Origin of the sequence: Nonomuraea sp. PA05 (assembly GCF_008086045.1) — a bacterium.
Classification (GTDB): domain Bacteria; phylum Actinomycetota; class Actinomycetes; order Streptosporangiales; family Streptosporangiaceae; genus Nonomuraea; species Nonomuraea monospora.
Genome location: NZ_VSEY01000070.1, coordinates 33,205 through 49,291 on the forward strand (window position 1 = coordinate 33,205; position 16,087 = coordinate 49,291).

16 protein-coding genes are annotated in these 16,087 nt (G+C 72.2%); 5 read left to right on the forward strand and 11 right to left on the reverse strand.

Annotation, left to right across the window (positions count from 1 at the left end; translation table 11 throughout):
- Positions 1-16: 16 nt before the first annotated feature.
- Entirely contained in the window at positions 17-466 is a 450-nt protein-coding gene (locus FXF51_RS56595) for a carboxymuconolactone decarboxylase family protein (RefSeq protein WP_148443165.1), read from the forward strand.
- Between the two features lie 72 nt (positions 467-538).
- Here FXF51_RS56595 and FXF51_RS56600 read toward each other — a convergent pair whose 3' ends face one another.
- Positions 539-1,555, reverse strand: a complete 1,017-nt coding sequence (locus tag FXF51_RS56600; protein WP_262380561.1) for a LacI family DNA-binding transcriptional regulator — start codon at positions 1,553-1,555, stop codon at positions 539-541.
- A gap of 163 nt (positions 1,556-1,718) precedes the next feature.
- On the opposite strand from FXF51_RS56600, the gene FXF51_RS56605 reads away from it, so the two are divergent.
- Positions 1,719-3,170, forward strand: a complete 1,452-nt coding sequence (locus FXF51_RS56605; RefSeq protein ID WP_262380562.1) for a Gfo/Idh/MocA family protein — start codon at positions 1,719-1,721, stop codon at positions 3,168-3,170.
- Positions 3,171-3,261: 91 nt separating this feature from the next.
- Here the strand turns inward: FXF51_RS56605 and FXF51_RS56610 are convergent, their stop codons facing one another.
- The 4 genes from FXF51_RS56610 to FXF51_RS56625 all read right to left on the reverse strand — a co-directional run bounded on the left by FXF51_RS56610 (position 3,262) and on the right by FXF51_RS56625 (position 6,947).
- Positions 3,262-3,729: a GNAT family N-acetyltransferase gene (locus FXF51_RS56610; protein WP_222871938.1), complete on the reverse strand. Its 468-nt coding sequence runs from the start codon at positions 3,727-3,729 to the stop codon at positions 3,262-3,264.
- Between the two features lie 60 nt (positions 3,730-3,789).
- The gene (locus FXF51_RS56615; protein WP_148443167.1) at positions 3,790-4,470 is read right to left on the reverse strand and encodes a FadR/GntR family transcriptional regulator; all 681 of its coding nucleotides are present in this window, start codon (positions 4,468-4,470) and stop codon (positions 3,790-3,792) included.
- Entirely contained in the window at positions 4,463-5,866 is a 1,404-nt protein-coding gene (mqo, locus tag FXF51_RS56620) for a malate dehydrogenase (quinone) (protein ID WP_222871939.1), read from the reverse strand. Before mqo ends, FXF51_RS56615 begins: the two co-directional genes overlap by 8 nt.
- 70 nt (positions 5,867-5,936) lie before the next feature.
- Positions 5,937-6,947, reverse strand: coding sequence for a polysaccharide deacetylase family protein (locus FXF51_RS56625; RefSeq protein WP_148443168.1), 1,011 nt, complete (start codon positions 6,945-6,947; stop codon positions 5,937-5,939).
- 185 nt (positions 6,948-7,132) lie between these two features.
- Between FXF51_RS56625 and FXF51_RS56630 the strand changes: the two genes are divergently transcribed.
- Positions 7,133-7,954 (forward strand): TIGR02452 family protein, encoded by an 822-nt coding sequence (locus FXF51_RS56630; protein ID WP_148443169.1) that lies wholly within the window; start codon positions 7,133-7,135, stop codon positions 7,952-7,954.
- Between the two features lie 3 nt (positions 7,955-7,957).
- Here FXF51_RS56630 and FXF51_RS62300 read toward each other — a convergent pair whose 3' ends face one another.
- Genes FXF51_RS62300 through FXF51_RS56640 form a run of 3 tightly spaced genes read right to left on the reverse strand, consistent with a single transcriptional unit; the run spans position 7,958 to position 9,357 of the window.
- Positions 7,958-8,140, reverse strand: coding sequence for a P1 family peptidase (locus tag FXF51_RS62300; protein ID WP_222871940.1), 183 nt, complete (start codon positions 8,138-8,140; stop codon positions 7,958-7,960).
- A gap of 51 nt (positions 8,141-8,191) precedes the next feature.
- Positions 8,192-8,707, reverse strand: coding sequence for a P1 family peptidase (locus FXF51_RS56635; protein WP_222871941.1), 516 nt, complete (start codon positions 8,705-8,707; stop codon positions 8,192-8,194).
- Entirely contained in the window at positions 8,704-9,357 is a 654-nt protein-coding gene (locus FXF51_RS56640) for a hypothetical protein (RefSeq protein ID WP_148443170.1), read from the reverse strand. Before FXF51_RS56640 ends, FXF51_RS56635 begins: the two co-directional genes overlap by 4 nt.
- A 299-nt stretch (positions 9,358-9,656) precedes the next feature.
- Here FXF51_RS56640 and FXF51_RS56645 point away from each other — a divergent pair, with 299 nt between their 5' ends.
- Positions 9,657-10,880 (forward strand): alkaline phosphatase family protein, encoded by a 1,224-nt coding sequence (locus FXF51_RS56645; protein WP_187415133.1) that lies wholly within the window; start codon positions 9,657-9,659, stop codon positions 10,878-10,880.
- On the opposite strand, the gene FXF51_RS56650 is transcribed toward FXF51_RS56645, so the two are convergent.
- Genes FXF51_RS56650 through FXF51_RS56660 form a run of 3 tightly spaced genes read right to left on the reverse strand, consistent with a single transcriptional unit; the run spans position 10,864 to position 13,777 of the window.
- On the reverse strand, positions 10,864-11,667 hold the full coding sequence (locus FXF51_RS56650; protein ID WP_148443172.1) for an ABC transporter ATP-binding protein: 804 nt from the start codon (positions 11,665-11,667) through the stop codon (positions 10,864-10,866). The genes FXF51_RS56645 and FXF51_RS56650 overlap by 17 nt on opposite strands.
- Positions 11,664-12,752: a FecCD family ABC transporter permease gene (locus FXF51_RS56655; RefSeq protein WP_148443173.1), complete on the reverse strand. Its 1,089-nt coding sequence runs from the start codon at positions 12,750-12,752 to the stop codon at positions 11,664-11,666. Before FXF51_RS56655 ends, FXF51_RS56650 begins: the two co-directional genes overlap by 4 nt.
- Entirely contained in the window at positions 12,749-13,777 is a 1,029-nt protein-coding gene (locus FXF51_RS56660) for an ABC transporter substrate-binding protein (RefSeq protein ID WP_187415134.1), read from the reverse strand. Before FXF51_RS56660 ends, FXF51_RS56655 begins: the two co-directional genes overlap by 4 nt.
- Before the next feature lie 228 nt (positions 13,778-14,005).
- On the opposite strand from FXF51_RS56660, the gene FXF51_RS56665 reads away from it, so the two are divergent.
- Positions 14,006-16,087, forward strand: a 2,082-nt coding sequence (locus FXF51_RS56665) for a DNA-directed RNA polymerase subunit beta (RefSeq protein WP_148443175.1), incomplete at its 3' end; no start/stop codon positions are given.

Sequence of the window (16,087 nt, forward strand, 5' to 3'; positions counted from 1 at the left end):
TGAAGGAGCACCAACGATGGAAGCACGTCTCAAGAGCCGCCCGAACGCCGACGTGACCACCGCGATCCAGCACCTGTACAAGGCGATCCACTCCGGCGGCGTCGAGCCGCTCCTGATCGACCTGGTGCACCTGCGGGTCAGCCAGATCAACGGCTGCAGCCCCTGCGTGTACGCCGCCGTCCACTCGGCCAGGAAGCGCGGGGAGAGCGACGAGCGGCTGCACAGCGTGGTCGCCTGGCGCGAGACGCCGTTCTTCACGGAGGCGGAGCGGGCGGCGCTCGCCCTGGCCGAGGCCGCCACCCGGATCCAGGACGGCGCGCCGGGCGTCACCGACGAGATCTGGGACGCCGCCGCCGCGCACTTCGACGAGCAGCAGCTCTCCTCGATCCTGCTGGAGGTGTCGCTGACGAACCTGTTCAACCGGATCAACCGGGCGACGGGGGAGCAGGCCGGCAAGACCTGGTGACTCGGCCGGGCCCCCGCCTTGCGTGCGGGGGCCCGCCGTTGGCACCTCGCCTCCGTCAGGCGGACCGCGCGGTCAGGCGGGTCGGCGCGCAGGGCCGGTCGACTCGCGCCAGATCACCCGCGTGATCGGCTCGTCGCCCTCCTCGGGCGCGGGCTCCCCCCGCAGCGCGGCCAGCAGCCGCGCCAGCACCCGCCGCCCCAGCTTCTCGTGATCGACATCGACGGTGGTGAGCGACGGCGGCACGAACGCGGTAACGGGGTTGTTGTCCCACCCCGTGATGCTCAGATCCGCCGGCACCCGCCACCCCCGCTCCCAGGCCCCCCGGATCGCCCCCGCGGCCACCAGGTCGTTGGCGCCGATGACCGCGGTCACCCCACTGCCGGAGGGCAGCTCCAGCATGGCCCGCCGCGCCGCCTGCGCCGACCACTCGCAGTCGACGACCCCGTAGGACTCCAGCCCCAGCCGATGCAGGGTGTCGAGGTAGACCTGCCTGCGCTCGCCCGCCGAGGCGTGCACGTAGGCGCCCGCCAGGTGCAGGAACCGCCGGTGCCCGTACTCCGCCAGCCGCTCGATGATCGCGGCCATGTGGGAGGCGTCGGCGAGCTCGCCCACCCCGCGCATGTGCTCGTCGTAGTCGGGGGACACGACGATGGGCACGCTCCCGGCGCGCTGGGCGGGCAGCGTCATCGACGTCAGCGACAGGATGCCCTCGAACAATCCGGAGTCCGACAGCTCCAGGGCCCGCTGCGACCACGTCTGCGGCGGGCCGCCGAGCGTGACGACCTCGACCACGTACCCCGCCTCGTGGGCCGACTCGGTCGCGCCGGCCAGCAGCTCCAGCGAGCTGACGGCGGTTCCGGTCGGCAGGAGGATCGCCAGCCGGCCGGTGCGGCGGTCGCGCATGGCGCGGGCGACGAGGTTGGGACGGTAGTCGAGCTGCTCGATGGCCGTCTTGATGCGCTCGCTGGTCGCCGGTTTCATGCCGTCGCCGTTGAACTTGAGGAAGCGCGACACCGTCTGGTGGGAGACGCCGGCGAGCCTGGCGACCTCCATGATGGTCGGCCGCTTCGTCGTCGCGCCGTGGCTCACGTGGTACTCCTGGCTCGTGCCGTCCTCTGGTAGGTACGGTACAGGCAATCCGCACCCTGCTGATGAACGTTCACACTCGCTGCCGCATGTCCGCCTTGACCCTGCGGGTGCACGTTCACTAGCGTCCTGAGATGAACGTTCACTTTTCACCTGAAGGACCTTCGTGACCCACCCCGTGGATCAGAACCCCACTGCCCCCGCCCCCGCGTCCCACACCAGCACCGAGCCGGGCGCCGGCGTGGTGCCGCAGTTCGCCGCCCCGTCCCCGTCCCGCGCCCGCCGCCGTTACGCGGTCGCGGGCACCGGGCACCGCGCCGGCATGTACATCGACGCGCTGACCGGCGACCACGCCGACGTGGGCGAGATCGTCGCCTGGCTGGACCCGAACCCGGCCCGCATCGACTACTACGACGCCCACGCGGGCGCCCGCCTGGGCCTCGGCGGCCCCGCGAAGCTGCCCCGCCACACCCCGGACGACCTGGAGCGGATGGTCGCCGAGCAGCGCGTGGACGTCGTGATCGTCACCAGCCTGGACCGCACCCACGCCGAACTGGTCGACCGGGCCCTGCGCGCCGGCGCGGACGTCGTCGTGGAGAAGCCCCTGACCATCGACGTGGACGGCTGCCGCCGCATCACCCGGGCCGTCGCCGACACCGGCCGCGACGTCGTCATGACGTTCAACTACCGCTACGCGCCCCGCAACTCCACCCTGCGGCAGGTCATCGCCTCCGGCGCGATCGGCGAGGTCACCAGCGTGCACTTCGAGTGGGCGCTCGACACCGTCCACGGAGCCGACTACTTCCGCCGCTGGCACCGCGACAAGGCCAACTCGGGCGGCCTCCTCATCCACAAGGCCAGCCACCACTTCGACCTGATCAACTGGTGGCTCGACGACACCCCCGCCAAGGTCTACGCCTCCGCCGCGCTGCGCTTCTACGGCGACGAGAACGCCGCCGCCCGCGGCATGGGGGAGCGGCCGGAGCGCGGCACCGGCACCCACGGCGACCCGTTCTCCCTCGACCTGCGCGCCGACCCGCGCCTCGACGCCCTCTACCTGCAAGCCGAGCGGCACGACGGCTACCGCCGCGACCAGGACCCCTTCGCGCCGGGCGTCACCATCGAGGACAACATCGCCGTCCTCGCCGACTACCGCAGGGGCGCGCGGCTCAGCTACTCGCTCAACGCGCACAGCCCCTGGGAGGGGTACCGGGTGACCGTCAACGGGACGGCCGGCCGCGCCGAGCTGGAGGTCGTCGAGCGCGGCTTCATCGAGCTGGACGCCGACGGCAACGCCGTGCTCGACCCGTCGGCCACGCCGCTCGGCGCGCACGACCCGCGGCGTCCCGAAGGCGAGCGTCTCGTCGTGCAGCGGCACTGGCAGCGGCCCGAGGAGGTGCCGATCCCGGCGGGCATCGGCGGTCACGGCGGCGGGGACGCCATCCTGCTCATGGACGTCTTCCGCCGCGACCTGCGCGTCGGCCCGGACCCGCTCGGGCGGGCCGCCGACTACCGCGACGGGCTGCGTGCGGTCGCCGTCGGCATCGCCGCCAACCAGGCCCTGCGCACCGGCCTGCCGGTCGTCGTGGACGAACTCGGCCTCGGCGCGGAGATCTGACGCCACCCGGTGCCGAGACCGGGGCGGGGCGGGCCGTGCGGCGCTGAGGCGTGCTCAGCGCGACCCGCCCCGCCCCGGCAGCTCGCGACGCCTACTGATCGAGCACCCGCGTGAACCTGACCGCCTCCTCCCGATACCCCACGGCGGCATAGAACCGCCGCGCGGTCGCGTTCCCCGCCGCCGTCTCCAACGTCAGGTGACGCACCCCCCGCCCCCGCGCCCACTCCTCCGCCGCGCCCAGCAACCGCCGCCCCAGCCCGCCCCGTACGGCGTGCGGGGCGACGACCAGCTCACCGACGTAAGCCTCGACGGGCCCGGTGAAGTGCCGGTGCGTGTTGACCGACACCAGGCCGACGACCTCACCCCCGGCCACGGCCACGAACACGGCCCCCCGCTGCTCAGGCGCGACGGGCGCGAAGAACCCGGCCAGCCACTGCCGGGCCGCCTCCACCACGGCGCCGGGGTCGCGCCATTCCGCCACCCCCTCGCAGAGCCGGGCGGCGAGCGCCATGACGGCGTGCCGGTCCTCTTCCCGAACAGGTCGGATCTGGACGCTCATGCGCCTCAGCATGTCACCCGGGTCAAAGGGGTTGTCGTGCCATGACCCGCCGCGGCGCGGTCAGCTTTTGAGGCGGGCCAGGGAGGCGTCCAGGTGGGTGCGCATCGCCGCCGCCGCGCCCAGCGCGTCCCCCGAAGCGATCGCGTCGCGGATCCGGCGGTGCTCCCCGAGCACCTGGTCGAGGTGCCCGGGGTCGGGCTCGGGCCCGGCGTACGGACGGGTGATCGCACCGGCCCCGAGCGTGCCGAGCAGGTCGAGGTAGAAGCGGTTGCCGGTGGCGGCGGCCACGGCACGGTGGAAGGCGAAGTCGGCCTCGACCGCGTCGCTGGCCCCGCCCAGGACCGCCGCCGTCCTGCGCAGGGCGGCGTCGACGGCGGCGAGCGCGGCGGGCGTGCGGCGGCCGGCGGCGAGCGCGGCGGCCTCCACCTCGATGCCGCGCCGCAGCTCCAGGAGGTGCACCCGGTCCTGAGGGGTGCGCACGGTGCCGAGCGCGTGCGTGAGATCCTGCGCGGCGGGTCTGGCCAGCACGGACGAGCCGCGCCCCCGCCGCGTCTCGACCAGCCCGGCCGCGCGCAGCCGGGAGATGGCCTCGCGGACGACGGTGCGGCTGACGTCGAACCGCACGGCCAGCTCTCCTTCGGACGGCAGCAGCGCGCCGGGCTGCCACTCCCCGCTCCCGATGCCGCGCCGCAGCTCGCCCTCCACCCGGTCGGCGAGGCTCGCCCCGTGATCGTCAGCCACGGTCAGGCCCCAGAATCCCGGAGGAGGAAGCCAGCAGGTCACACAGCGCGGGCCACCAGTCCCTTACGTGCTCGGGAAAGGCCCGTTCGAGCACGTCCAGCATGATCGCCACGGACGCGGAGGCGCCGGGAGAGGCGCCGAGCAGGGCGGCGAGGCCGCCGTGGGACGACGTGACCACCTCGGTGCCGAAGCCGGCGATCGAGCCCCGGCCGTTCACCCGCTTGACGACCTGCACCCGCTGACCGGCGGTGACGAGCTCCCAGTCCCGCGCCCGCGCGTCCGGGACGAACCGGCGCAGCGCCCGCATCCGTCCTGCGTGGGTCTGGGTGAGCTGGCCGACGAGGTAACGCACCAGGTCGTGGTGGTGGCGGGCGGCGCCCAGAAGGGTGCCGAGGTTGCGCGGGTTCACCGACCGGGGCAGGTCGGACAGGCGGCCGCGTTTCAGGAAGCGGGGGGAGAACGCGGCGAAGGGGCCGAACATCAGGTACGTGCGCCCGTCCACGACGCGGGTGTCGAGATGCGGCACCGACAGCGACGGCGCGCCCGGCTCGGCGTGGCTGTAGACCTTGGCGTGGTGGCGGGCCACCAGATGAGGATCGGCCGTGCGCAGGAACCGGCCGCTGATGGGGAAACCGCCGTAGCCGCGCGTCTCGGGCACGCCGGCGCTCTGGAGCAGCGGCAACGTCCCGCCGCCCGCGCCGAGGAACACGAACGGGGCGCGGACGACGTGGTCGCGGGCGCCGTGCAGGTCACGTACGCGCAGCAGCCAGGACCGCCCGTCGCGCCGCAGCGCCCGCACCTCGTGGCCGGTGCGCACGTCACCGCCCAGGGCGGCGAACAGCCGCCGGGTGAGCACCCCGTAGTCGACGTCCGTGCCGCCACGGGTGCGGCAGACGGCGACCGGCTCGCCCTCGGGCCGCCCGTCGAACATCAGCGGGAGCCACCGCGCCATGACATCCCTGTCGGTGGTGAACTCCATCCCCTCGAACAGCGGATGCCCGCGCAGCGCCGCGTGCCGCAGCCGCAGGTGCTCCACCCCGGCGGCGCCATGGGCGAACCCGTAGTGCGGGACCGGCCGGATGAAGCCGGCGGGGTCGCCGAGCGCGCCCTCCTCGACCAGGCGCGCCCAGAGCTGCCGGGACAGCCGGAACTGCTCGCCCACCGCGACGGCGCCGCTCACGTCGATCGACCCGGCGCCGGTCAGCGGCGTGTAGTTGAACTCGCAGAGCCCGGCGTGGCCGGTGCCCGCGTTGTTCCACGCCGAGGAGCTCTCCAGGCCGAGGCCGTCCAGCCGTTCGAGGACGAGGATCGACCAGTCGGGCCGCACCCGGCGCAGCAGCACGCCGAGGGTGGCGCTCATGATGCCGCCACCCACCAGCACCACGTCGTACTTCACTGGACGTTCTCCTCCACGGTGGTGCACAACCTGTCATACAGGACACTAGCCTGTATGACAGGTCGCCGCGTCACCCCGTGCGGCAGGTGACCGAGGGCCAGGTCCAGGTGCCGTTGTGCTGGACGGTGAAGCCGAAGGTGTTGCCACTGCCGTTCGGCCGCATCGTCATGACGTAGCCGGTGGAGTCCCACGACGGGGTGCCGTTCCAGGTCGCGATGATCTTCTGCGGTGCCCTCAGGGTGACCGTGACGATCCACGAGCTGGAGCCCGAGACCGTCACCGACAGGTTGAAGCGGTCGCTCCACTGCTGGCCCTGCGTGATCGTGACGGTGCAGCTCCCGCCGCCGGGCGGCGGGGACGACGGCGGGTTCGAGCCGCCGTCGGGGGCGACGGCCCGGCCGGTGGCGGGGGAGATCATCCCGGCGCACAGGTTGCGGCCGCGCAGGTTCGCGGCGATCTGCGGGACGGCCGCCAGCGTCGTGGCGTACTGGTCGTGCATGAGGATGACCTGGCCGTTCTGCAGCCGGCCCGCGGCCTGGACGATCTGCGCCGTGCTCGCGCCGTTCCAGTCCTGCGAGTCGACGTCCCAGAGCACCTCGGTGAGGCCGAGCTGCTGCTCCACCGAGCGCAGGGTGGCGTTGGTCTCCCCGTACGGCGGGCGGAACAGCCGCGGCGCCGTGCCCGTGGCCTGCTGGATGACCTGCTGGGTGCGCTGCAGCTCCGACGTCATCTGCGAGCTGCTGAGCTGGGTCAGGTGCGGATGCGACCAGCTGTGGTTGCCGATCCACATGCCCGCGTCCCGCTGCGCCCTGACCAGGCCCTGGTTGTTCTGGGCGTTCTGCCCGGTGTTGAACATCGTGGCGCGCAGGCCGTTCGAGGTGAGCGCGTTGAGCAGGTTGGCGGTGTTCCCGGCATTGGGGCCGTCGTCGTAGGTCAGGCCGACGTAGCCGCCGCTGCAGTCGGCGGCGGCCTGGGTGCGGTCGGCGGCCAGGGCCGAGGTGGCGGTGACGGCCAGGCAGACGGCGAGGAGGGTGCCCAGGAGCCCGGCGGCGAAGGTGGAACCGCGCTTGCGATCGATCATCGCTGATCCCTTGATCGTTGGGGGTGGCCTGCGGTCATTGTGAAGACGGCTCCGAAATGTGTCAACGACGACTAGAAATATTTCGACAGAAATTGATTTTCGCGACGCATATGTGCTGGTTAGCAAGGCCGAAATATTTCATAGCCACCGTGAAAGATCCATCCCAGCGCCTACCATGAGGCTGCGTGAGTGCAAGACTGCGCCAGATCGCCGCCGACAACGAGCGGATCGCCGCCGAAGGCCGCTACCAGGCCGCCGACGGCACGACCGTGGAGGTGGGCCCCGCGCTGGACGCCGCGGTCGCCGAGACCGTGAGCCACCCGCCGGACGACCCGATCACCTGGAAGGGCACGGGCGCGTACCGAACGGACTTCGAGGTCACCGCGGAGGGCAGCCTGGGAGCGGCGCGGCGGCTGCACCTCGACGGCGCGGCAGGGATCGCGGTGCTGAACTTCGCCTCCGCCCGCAACCCGGGAGGCGGCTACCTCGGCGGCGCGAAGGCGCAGGAGGAGGACCTGTGCAGGCACGCGCTGCTGTACCCGTGCCTGCTGCGGGCGCCCGACTACTACGCCGCCCACCGCGCCTCGGCCGACCTGCTCTACAGCCACCGCGTCATCTGGTCGCCGGGCGTGCCGGTGCACCGGGCCGGGGACGGCAGGCTGCTGGCCGACCCGTACCTCGTCTCGTTCCTCACCTCGCCTGCGCCCAACGCCGGGCAGGCGCTGCGCCGCGACCCGGACGCGGGCGCGCGGATCCGGCAGGCGCTGGACGAGCGGGCGGGACGCGTCCTCGCGGTGGCCGCGCACCACGGCGCCCGCGCGCTGGTGCTGGGCGCGTGGGGGTGCGGCGTGTTCCGCAACGACCCGCGCCAGGTCGCCGATGCCTTCCACACCCACCTGGCCGGGGACTTCGCGGGGGTGTTCGAGCGGGTGACGTTCGCCGTGTGGGACAGGAACCCGGAGTCGGCGAACCGGGCCGCCTTCGAGGAGCGGTTCCAGCGGCCCTGATCGTCACAGCCGGTCGTACGGCACCGCGTGGCTCGTGTGCCCCTCGACCCCAATCGTGGTCGTCGCCATGAACAGGGAGTTGAGCAGCGCCTCCTCCACCGCGTCGAGCACCGCCGCGAACACCGGGCTCAGCACGGCGTCGGGCAGCACAGGAGCGGAGTCCGCCGTGCTGAACGCGATCCACACGGCCCGCCTCCGGCACCAGCCCCTCCACCGGCATCGGGACGCCGCGAACCGTCAGCACCCCGCCGAAGCTGGCCTGCAAGCCAGCGCCCCGACCGTCACCGGGCCGCCGCCCACGTCCAGCCGCCTGGACAGCGCGTCCAGGACGTGGCGCTCGGTGATCGGGCGGCGCCGGATGTCGGACAGGAAACCGTCGTTGGTCTTTCCGATGAGCGGGTTGAAGGAGAGCCCGCCGGGGTGCAGCCCCATCAGGTACGTGAGCACCGCGTCGGCCGCCCTGAACACCGACAGCGTGCCGGTCAGCACGATGGGGGACTCCAGCACGCCCAGCTCGTCCACCTGCGTCGAGCCGACCAGCTTGCCGTAGCCGTTGCCGGTGTAGACGGCGGCGGGCAGCGCCCGCGCGGTTCCCGGGACGATCGCGGTGACCCCGGTGTGCAGGTCGGCGCCGTCGTCGACGGTGGTGTGCCCCACCAGGACGCCCGCCACGTCGGTGATCGCGTTCAGCGGCCCGGTGGGCAGCGGGCCGGGGATCACGCCGAGTGCGCGCGCCCGCGAGCGCCCGTTCACGACCCTTCCAGGTACGGCAGGAAGTGGCCGGCGACGAGGTCCGCGACGGCGTCGGCGTCGAGCGTGCCGTCCACCTCGATCACCCGGATGCCGAGGCGGCGCGCGGAGCGCACGGCGTCGTCGGCGACGAGGCGGTCGCGTTCGAGCCGGTTGCGCTGGGCCAGGTCCGGGTCGCTCACGGCGGCCCCCACGGCGGTGGCCCGGGGCAGCTCGCGCGCCTGCCGGTCGCGGAACTCCGCGGTGGGCACCATGACGACCATCCGCCGGGGCGAGTCCACGATCGGCGCGACCAGCTCGGGCCGCAGCCCCCAGCCCTCGGCGACGATGGGCCGTCCGGAGACCAGGCCGCGCAGGTCGTCCAGCGCCCACTCGAACCGGACGGGGAAACCGGCCAGCGTCTCGGCGGCCATGTCCGCCGGTGTGCCGCGCACCCACATGGTGTCGGGGTCGGGGCCGTCAAGCGGCTCGCCCAGCCTGAGGCGGCGGGCGACGCGCCGGTCGTCGTGGCCGCGGGCGTCGTGGTAGTCGTAGTGGTAGGCGGTCAGCCCGTGCCGCAGGGCCAGCAGCCGGGCCACGGTCGACTTGCCGGCCCACTGCCCGCCGCCGATCCACAGCGCGCCGCGCAGCGTGCCGAAGGGGTCCCAGGTCACGAAGGTTCGCTCTCCTCGTCTGTACGTGAGTGGACGATCTTCACACCGTAGCGGCGTTCACGAGGATGTCACCCGGAGCCGGTGTGGCCGCCGCCCGATCTCTTCTACGTTGGTCGGGGCCGTCGTGGCGGCGGCCGCGAAGGCGAGGGTCGTCCATGCCGATCTCCCGGCGCACCATGCTCACCGGCCTCGCGGCGGCCGGCACGTTCGCGGCCACGGCTCCAGCGGGCCCGGCCTCCGCTAGCGCGGCCTCCGCAAGCCCGGCCTCCGCAAGCCCGGCCTCCGTGGGTACGGCCTCCGTGGGTACGGCCCCAGCGGGTGCGGCCTCCGCCGGCGGGCGGCGCCGCGCGGCGCACGTCGTCCTGGTCGACTGGGACGGCTTCGACCCCGGCTACCTGGGCCGCGTGCCCACTCCCAACCTCGACCGGCTGGCGGCCAGGGGCGTCCTCACGGTCGCCGACGCCACCTACCACACGGTCTCGAACCCGTGCCGCGCGTCCATGAGCACGGGCGCGTACCCGGAGGTGCACGGCAACGTCGCGTACGTGTTCGACGCGGTGAGCGGCAGGGCGCAGGGCCAGAGCAGGTTCCTCGCGGCCGAGACCATCGCCGAGTCCCTGGCGGCCGAGGGCCGCACGGTCGCCTCCGTGCAGTGGTACATGGTGCAGGACCACGGCGTGCGTTACGGCGACCCCGAGCACCTGTACGTGCAGCCGGGCGGCGGGTTCGGGCAGCGTGTGGACGTCGCGATCGAGATCCTGAACCTGCGGCCGGTGGACTCGGGCGGGCAGCCGGTGACCGTCCCGAGGATCCCCGACCTGCTCGCCGTCTACAGCTCCGACCTCGACGGGCTCGGCCACCAGGAGGGCCCCGGCAGCTCGGGCATCGGCCCGCTGCTCGCCGAGCACGACCGCCAGCTCGGCCGCCTCATCCAAGCCACCCAAGATGTCGGCATTTTTCAGGACACGGCGTTTCTGCTGACCAGCGACCACGGCATGACCGCCTGGAACCGCACCCTGCTGCCGCAGGTCGTCGAGGCCGTTCAGGCGCTCGGCCACAGCGTCGAGATCGTGCCCTCCGGCTCCGCCCCGGCCGCCGGCACGGAGGTCGTCATCGTGCCCAACGCCGTCCGCCTGGGCGACATCACGCTGCGCGGCACCGCGGCCGGCCCGGCCGCCCGCCGCAGGATCAAGGCCGCGCTGCGCGGGCTCCCGGAGATCAGCCGGGTGCTCGACGAGCCCGCGCTGCGCGCCCTGCACGCCGGCGACAAGCTCGGCGACCTGGTGGCCGAGGCGCGGCCCCCGTACGGCTTCGCCCTCGACCCCCCGGACGGTCAGTGGCGCGGGGCGCACGGCAGCCTCGCCGAGGCCGGGGTGCCCCTGCTGCTGTCGGGCGCCGGGATCCGCCCCGGCCTGCGACCGCGCGGCGCCGGCCTGATCGACGTCGCACCGACAATCGCGGCGCTGCTCGGCACCCGTCCCCCCGCGCACGCCCAGGGACGGGACCTTACCGCCCGTCCGTGAGCTGCCCGTCCGTGAGCTGCCCGTCCGCGTGCGGGTCGTCCGCGTGCGGGTCGTCCGTGAGTCGCTCGAAGACGAGCTGGGTGCGCCGCACGGCGCGCACCCCGTACACCTGCGAGATCAACTCAGGCGTGAGCACCTGACCGGGCGGCCCACCGGCGACGATGCGGCCGGCGTCCATGACGTAGAGGCGGTCGCAGAAGGCGGCGGCCTGGTTGAGGTCGTGCAGGACGGCCAGGGTGGCGACGCCCAGCTCACGCACCAGGTGCAGCAGTTCGAGCTGGTGGCGGATGTCCAGGTGCGACGTGGGCTCGTCCAGCAGCAGCAGCCGGGTCTCCTGCGCCAGGGCACGCGCCAGCAGGACGCGTTGTTTCTCGCCGCCGGACAGGGTGGCGAAGACCCGGTCGGTGTGGCCGGCCAGGCCGACGCGGTCGAGTGCCCCGGCACACAGCTTCTCGTCCGCGGAAGCGTCGGGCTTGTACGGCGTGCGCCCCATGGCGACGATCTCGGCCACGGTGAAGTCCAGGTCGGCCGGGGTCTCCTGGGCGACGACGGCGGTGCGCCTGGCGGCCTGGCGGGCGGGCAGCCGGTGCACGTCGTCGCCGTCCACGGCGATGAGCCCGGCGGTGGGCCGCAGCGCCCGGTAGATCGTGCGCAGCAGGGTGGACTTGCCGCAGCCGTTCGGCCCGACGAGGGCCACGAACTCGCCGTCGTCCACCACCAGGTCGGCCCCGTGCACGATGGGATGGCCGTCCACGCCGACGGACACCCCGCGCAGGTCGAGCTTCACTGGACGCTCACCGCCCGCTCCACCGAGCGGCGGCGCAGCAGCCACAGGAAGAACGGCACGCCGAACAGGGCGGTGACGATGCTGAGCGCCAGTTCCTGCGGGGCGTTGACGGTGCGGGCGGCGATGTCCACCAGTTGCAGGAAGACGGCGCCGAGCAGCGCGGTGACGGGCAGCAGCCGGCGGTGGTCGGCGCCGACGAGCAGGCGGGCGGCGTGCGGCACGATCAGCCCCACGAACGCGATGGCGCCGCTGGTGGCCACGAGCACGCCGACCAGCAGCGAGGTCAGCACGAACAGGGTCAGCCGGAAGCGGTTGACGTTGACGCCGAGCGAGACGGCGGTCTCCTCGCCGGCGGCGATGGCGTTCAGCGGGCGGTGCTGCAGCAGCAGGTACGTCACCCCGGCGAACAGCACGACGGCCGGCAGCGGCAGCATGTGCCAGCGGGCCCCGCCGAGGCTGCCCATCAGCCAGAACAGCACCTGCTGGGCGGCCCGCCCGCTCTGCGCGAGTTGCAGCACGAAGCTGTAGCCGGCCTGGAACAGGTAGGCCAGCGCCACTCCGGCCAGCACGAGCCGCGACGGGGTGATCCGCCCGGACCGCTGCGCCAGCACGTACACCAGGCCGAGGGCGAGCAGCGAGCCGGCGAAGGCGGCGGCCGACAGCGACAGCCCGCCCAGCGCCGAGGCGCCCAGGATGAACACGCACACCGCGCCGAACGAGGCGCCGGAGGAGATCCCGAGCAGGAACGGGTCCGCGAGGGGGTTGCGCACCAGCGCCTGCAGCACCGCTCCGACGACCGCCAGCCCTGCTCCCACCAGCAGCGCCAGCAGGGCGCGTGGCAGCCGGAACTCCCACACGATCTGCTCCTGCACCGGCGACCAGGTGCGCGGCACCAGGCCGGGGACGACCCGGTCGGCGACGATGCCCCACGCCTGCGGCAGGGCGACGTGCACCGCGCCGATGCTCACCGCCAGCCAGGTCGAGGCGACGGCGGCGACGGCGAGAGCGACGACCAGCGGCACGAATCGGCCGCCGCGTCGTCGAGCGGGTGCGGCGCGCACCGGCGCCACGTCCTGGGCGGTCATTGGGCGAAGGCGTCCGGGTGCAGGAACTTGGCGATGTCGGTGATGGCCAGGATGTTGCGGTAGCCGGGGTGCTGGGCGGCCACGGGCAGGGCGAGGTAGCGCTTGTCCTTGGCGGCGGGGCTGTTCCTGGCGATGGCGAACGCCTCTTCGGCCTTGGCCGGGGAGCTGGGCATGTCCTCGCCGCGCAGTGTGGCGTAGTCGCTGACCAGGACGGCCTCGGGCTGGGCGGCGCTGACCTGCTCGACGCTGACCTCGGTGTAGTCGCCCTTGACGTCCTTGAGGACGTTCACGCCACCGGCCGCGGTGATCATCTGGTTGGTGATGCCGGAGCCGCCGTAGGCGTTGACCGGGCCCTTGCCGCCGTCGGTGGCCAGCACCTTGACCGGGGTGCGGCCCTCGACGCGCTTCTTGACGTCGGCCAATTGCGCCTGCAGCTCGGTGACCAGTTTGTCGGCGCGGTCGGAGACGCCGAAGATCTTGCCGAGGTTCTGGAGGTCGGTGAAGGTCTTGTCCAGGGTGTACTGGAGGGTCTCCTCGGGGCTGCACCAGCCGCCGAGGATGTAGACCGGGCTGCCGGCCGCGTCCAGCTCCTCCACGCTGGCGTAGCCGCCGGCGGCGTCGAAGCTGGCCATCGCGTTGTCCAGGACGAAGTCCGCGCCCTGGGCCAGCATGACCTCCTTCTGCGGCAGCATGATCGTCTCGGAGATCTGCGGGATCTTGTCGTAGGTCTCCTTCTGGCCGGGCAGGAAGGCGCTCTCGCCGAAGAAGGTGCGCCCCGCGATCCGGTCGCCCAGCCCGAGCGCGAGCAGCGTCTCCAGGGACGGGTGGTAGCCGGTCACCACCTTGGACGGTGGCTGGTCGAAGGTGAGCTCGCGCCCGCAGTTCTCGATCGTGACGGGGAAACCGGTTCGCGGGGCCGCCGCTTGTGGCTGCGGGGCGGGGGCCTGACCGCACGCGGCCAGGGTGAGGGCCGCCGTCACGAGGGCTAGCAGCCTGAGCGGGACGGGGCGGAGCGGGCGGCTCATGGGTCTCCGTTGGTGAGGGCGGTTGATCGTGACCATTGTGCACATAACCCGCAATTGCCATCAAATCGCATCTGGGGGTTGAGTGGGCGGTGGTTTGACGAGAGGCCGGGGGGTGTGGGATATTGATGGCGGCAGATGGGGTTGACACCTTAAATAGGTGTGGACTTCCGTTTGCCTATTGCGTTATGCTGCCGTCCTTCGCCTTCGTATCCTCCGGAAGGACATCTGTTGGCAGCCTCGCGCAACGCCTCTCCCATACCCGCCGGTCCTCGCCGTGTCTCCTTCGCGCGCATCCAGGAGCCCCTCGAAGTTCCCGACCTTCTCGCCCTGCAGACCGAGTCGTTCGACTGGCTGCTCGGCAACGAGAGGTGGAAGGCGCGGGTGGAGGCGGCTCGCCAGGCCGGGCGCAGGGACGTGCCGGCCCAGTCGGGCCTTCAGGAGATCCTTGAGGAGATCAGCCCGATCGAGGACTTCTCCGGATCCATGTCACTGTCGTTCCGCGACCACCGCTTCGAGCCGCCGAAGTACTCCGTGGACGAGTGCAAGGAGAAGGACATGACCTTCTCCGCCCCGATGTTCGTCACGGCGGAGTTCATCAACAACACCACCGGCGAAATCAAGAGCCAGACGGTGTTCATGGGCGACTTCCCGCTCATGACCCCGAAGGGCAGCTTCATCGTCAACGGCACGGAACGCGTCGTGACGTCGCAGCTCATCCGCTCGCCCGGCGTCTACTACGAGCGCAACGTCGACAAGACCTCCGACAAGGACCTCTACGGCTGCAAGGTCATCCCGTCCAGGGGCGCCTGGCTGGAGTTCGAGATCGACAAGCGCGACAACGTCGGCGTGCGCATCGACCGCAAGCGCAAGCAGCCCGTCACCGTCCTGCTCAAGGCGCTGGGCTGGACCACCGACCAGATATTGGAACGCTTCGGCCGCTACGAGTCGATGCGGGCCACCCTGGAGAAGGACCACACCGCCGGTCAGGACGACGCCCTGCTCGACATCTACCGCAAGCTGCGGCCTGGCGAGCCGCCGACCAAGGAGTCGGCGCAGACCCTGCTGGAGAACCTCTACTTCAACCCCAAGCGCTACGACCTCGCCAAGGTGGGCCGCTACAAGGTCAACAAGAAGCTCGGGCTCGGCCTCGACATCGACGTCACCGTCCTGACCGAGGACGACATCGTCGCGATCATCGACTACCTGGTGCGGCTGCACGCCGGCGAGGAGTCCACCGGCCTGCCCCTGGAGACCGACGACATCGACCACTTCGGCAACCGGCGGGTGCGCAGCGTCGGCGAGCTCATCCAGAACCAGATCCGGCTGGGCCTGGCCCGCATGGAGCGCGTCGTGCGCGAGCGCATGACCACCCAGGACGTCGAGGCGATCACCCCGCAGACCCTGATCAACATCCGCCCGGTCGTGGCGTCGATCAAGGAGTTCTACGGCACCTCCCAGCTCTCGCAGTTCATGGACCAGACCAACCCCCTGGCCGGTCTGACGAACAAGCGGCGGCTGAACGCGCTCGGCCCCGGCGGCCTGTCCCGCGAGCGCGCCGGCATGGAGGTGCGCGACGTGCACCCGTCCCACTACGGCCGGATGTGCCCGATCGAGACCCCGGAAGGCCCCAACATCGGCCTCATCGGCTACCTCGCGTGCTTCGGCCGCCTCAACGCCTTCGGCTTCATCGAGACGCCCTACCGCAAGGTCGCCGACGGCAAGGTCACCGAGCAGATCGACTACCTGACCGCCGACGAGGAGGACCAGTTCGTCATCGCGCAGGCCAACTCGCCGCTCAACGCCGACGGCGGCTTCGCCGACCACCGCGTCCTGGTCCGCACCAAGGGCGGCGAGACCGAGTACGTGCGCTCCGGCGAGGTCGACTACATGGACGTGTCGCCGCGCCAGATGGTGTCGGTCGCCACCGCGATGATCCCCTTCCTGGAGCACGACGACGCCAACCGGGCCCTGATGGGCGCGAACATGCAGCGGCAGTCGGTGCCGCTGCTGAAGAGCGAGGCGCCGCTGGTCGGCACCGGCATGGAGTACCGTGCGGCGGCCGACACCGGCGACGTCATCAGCGCGGAGAAGGCCGGGGTGGTGGAGGAGGTCTCCGCCGACTACATCACCGTCATGAACGACGACGGCAGCCGGACCACCTACCGGGTCGCCAAGTTCAGACGCTCCAACCAGGGCACGTCGTACAACCAGAAGCCGATCGTGGCCGAGGGCGACCGCGTCGAGGTCAACCAGGTCATCGCCGACGGTCCCTGCACGGACCAGGGCGAGATGGCGCTGGGCAAGAACCTC

Bases quoted from the DNA above. Each gene is read 5' to 3' on its own strand.
- FXF51_RS56610 (WP_222871938.1), bottom strand. From the start codon at position 3,729: ATGAGCGTCCAGATCCGACCTGTTCGGGAAGAGGACCGGCACGCCGTC.
- FXF51_RS56625 (WP_148443168.1), bottom strand. From the start codon at position 6,947: ATGATCGATCGCAAGCGCGGTTCCACCTTCGCCGCCGGGCTCCTGGGC.
- FXF51_RS56595 (WP_148443165.1), top strand. From the start codon at position 17: ATGGAAGCACGTCTCAAGAGCCGCCCGAACGCCGACGTGACCACCGCG.
- FXF51_RS56655 (WP_148443173.1), bottom strand. From the start codon at position 12,752: ATGACCGCCCAGGACGTGGCGCCGGTGCGCGCCGCACCCGCTCGACGA.
- FXF51_RS56660 (WP_187415134.1), bottom strand. From the start codon at position 13,777: ATGAGCCGCCCGCTCCGCCCCGTCCCGCTCAGGCTGCTAGCCCTCGTG.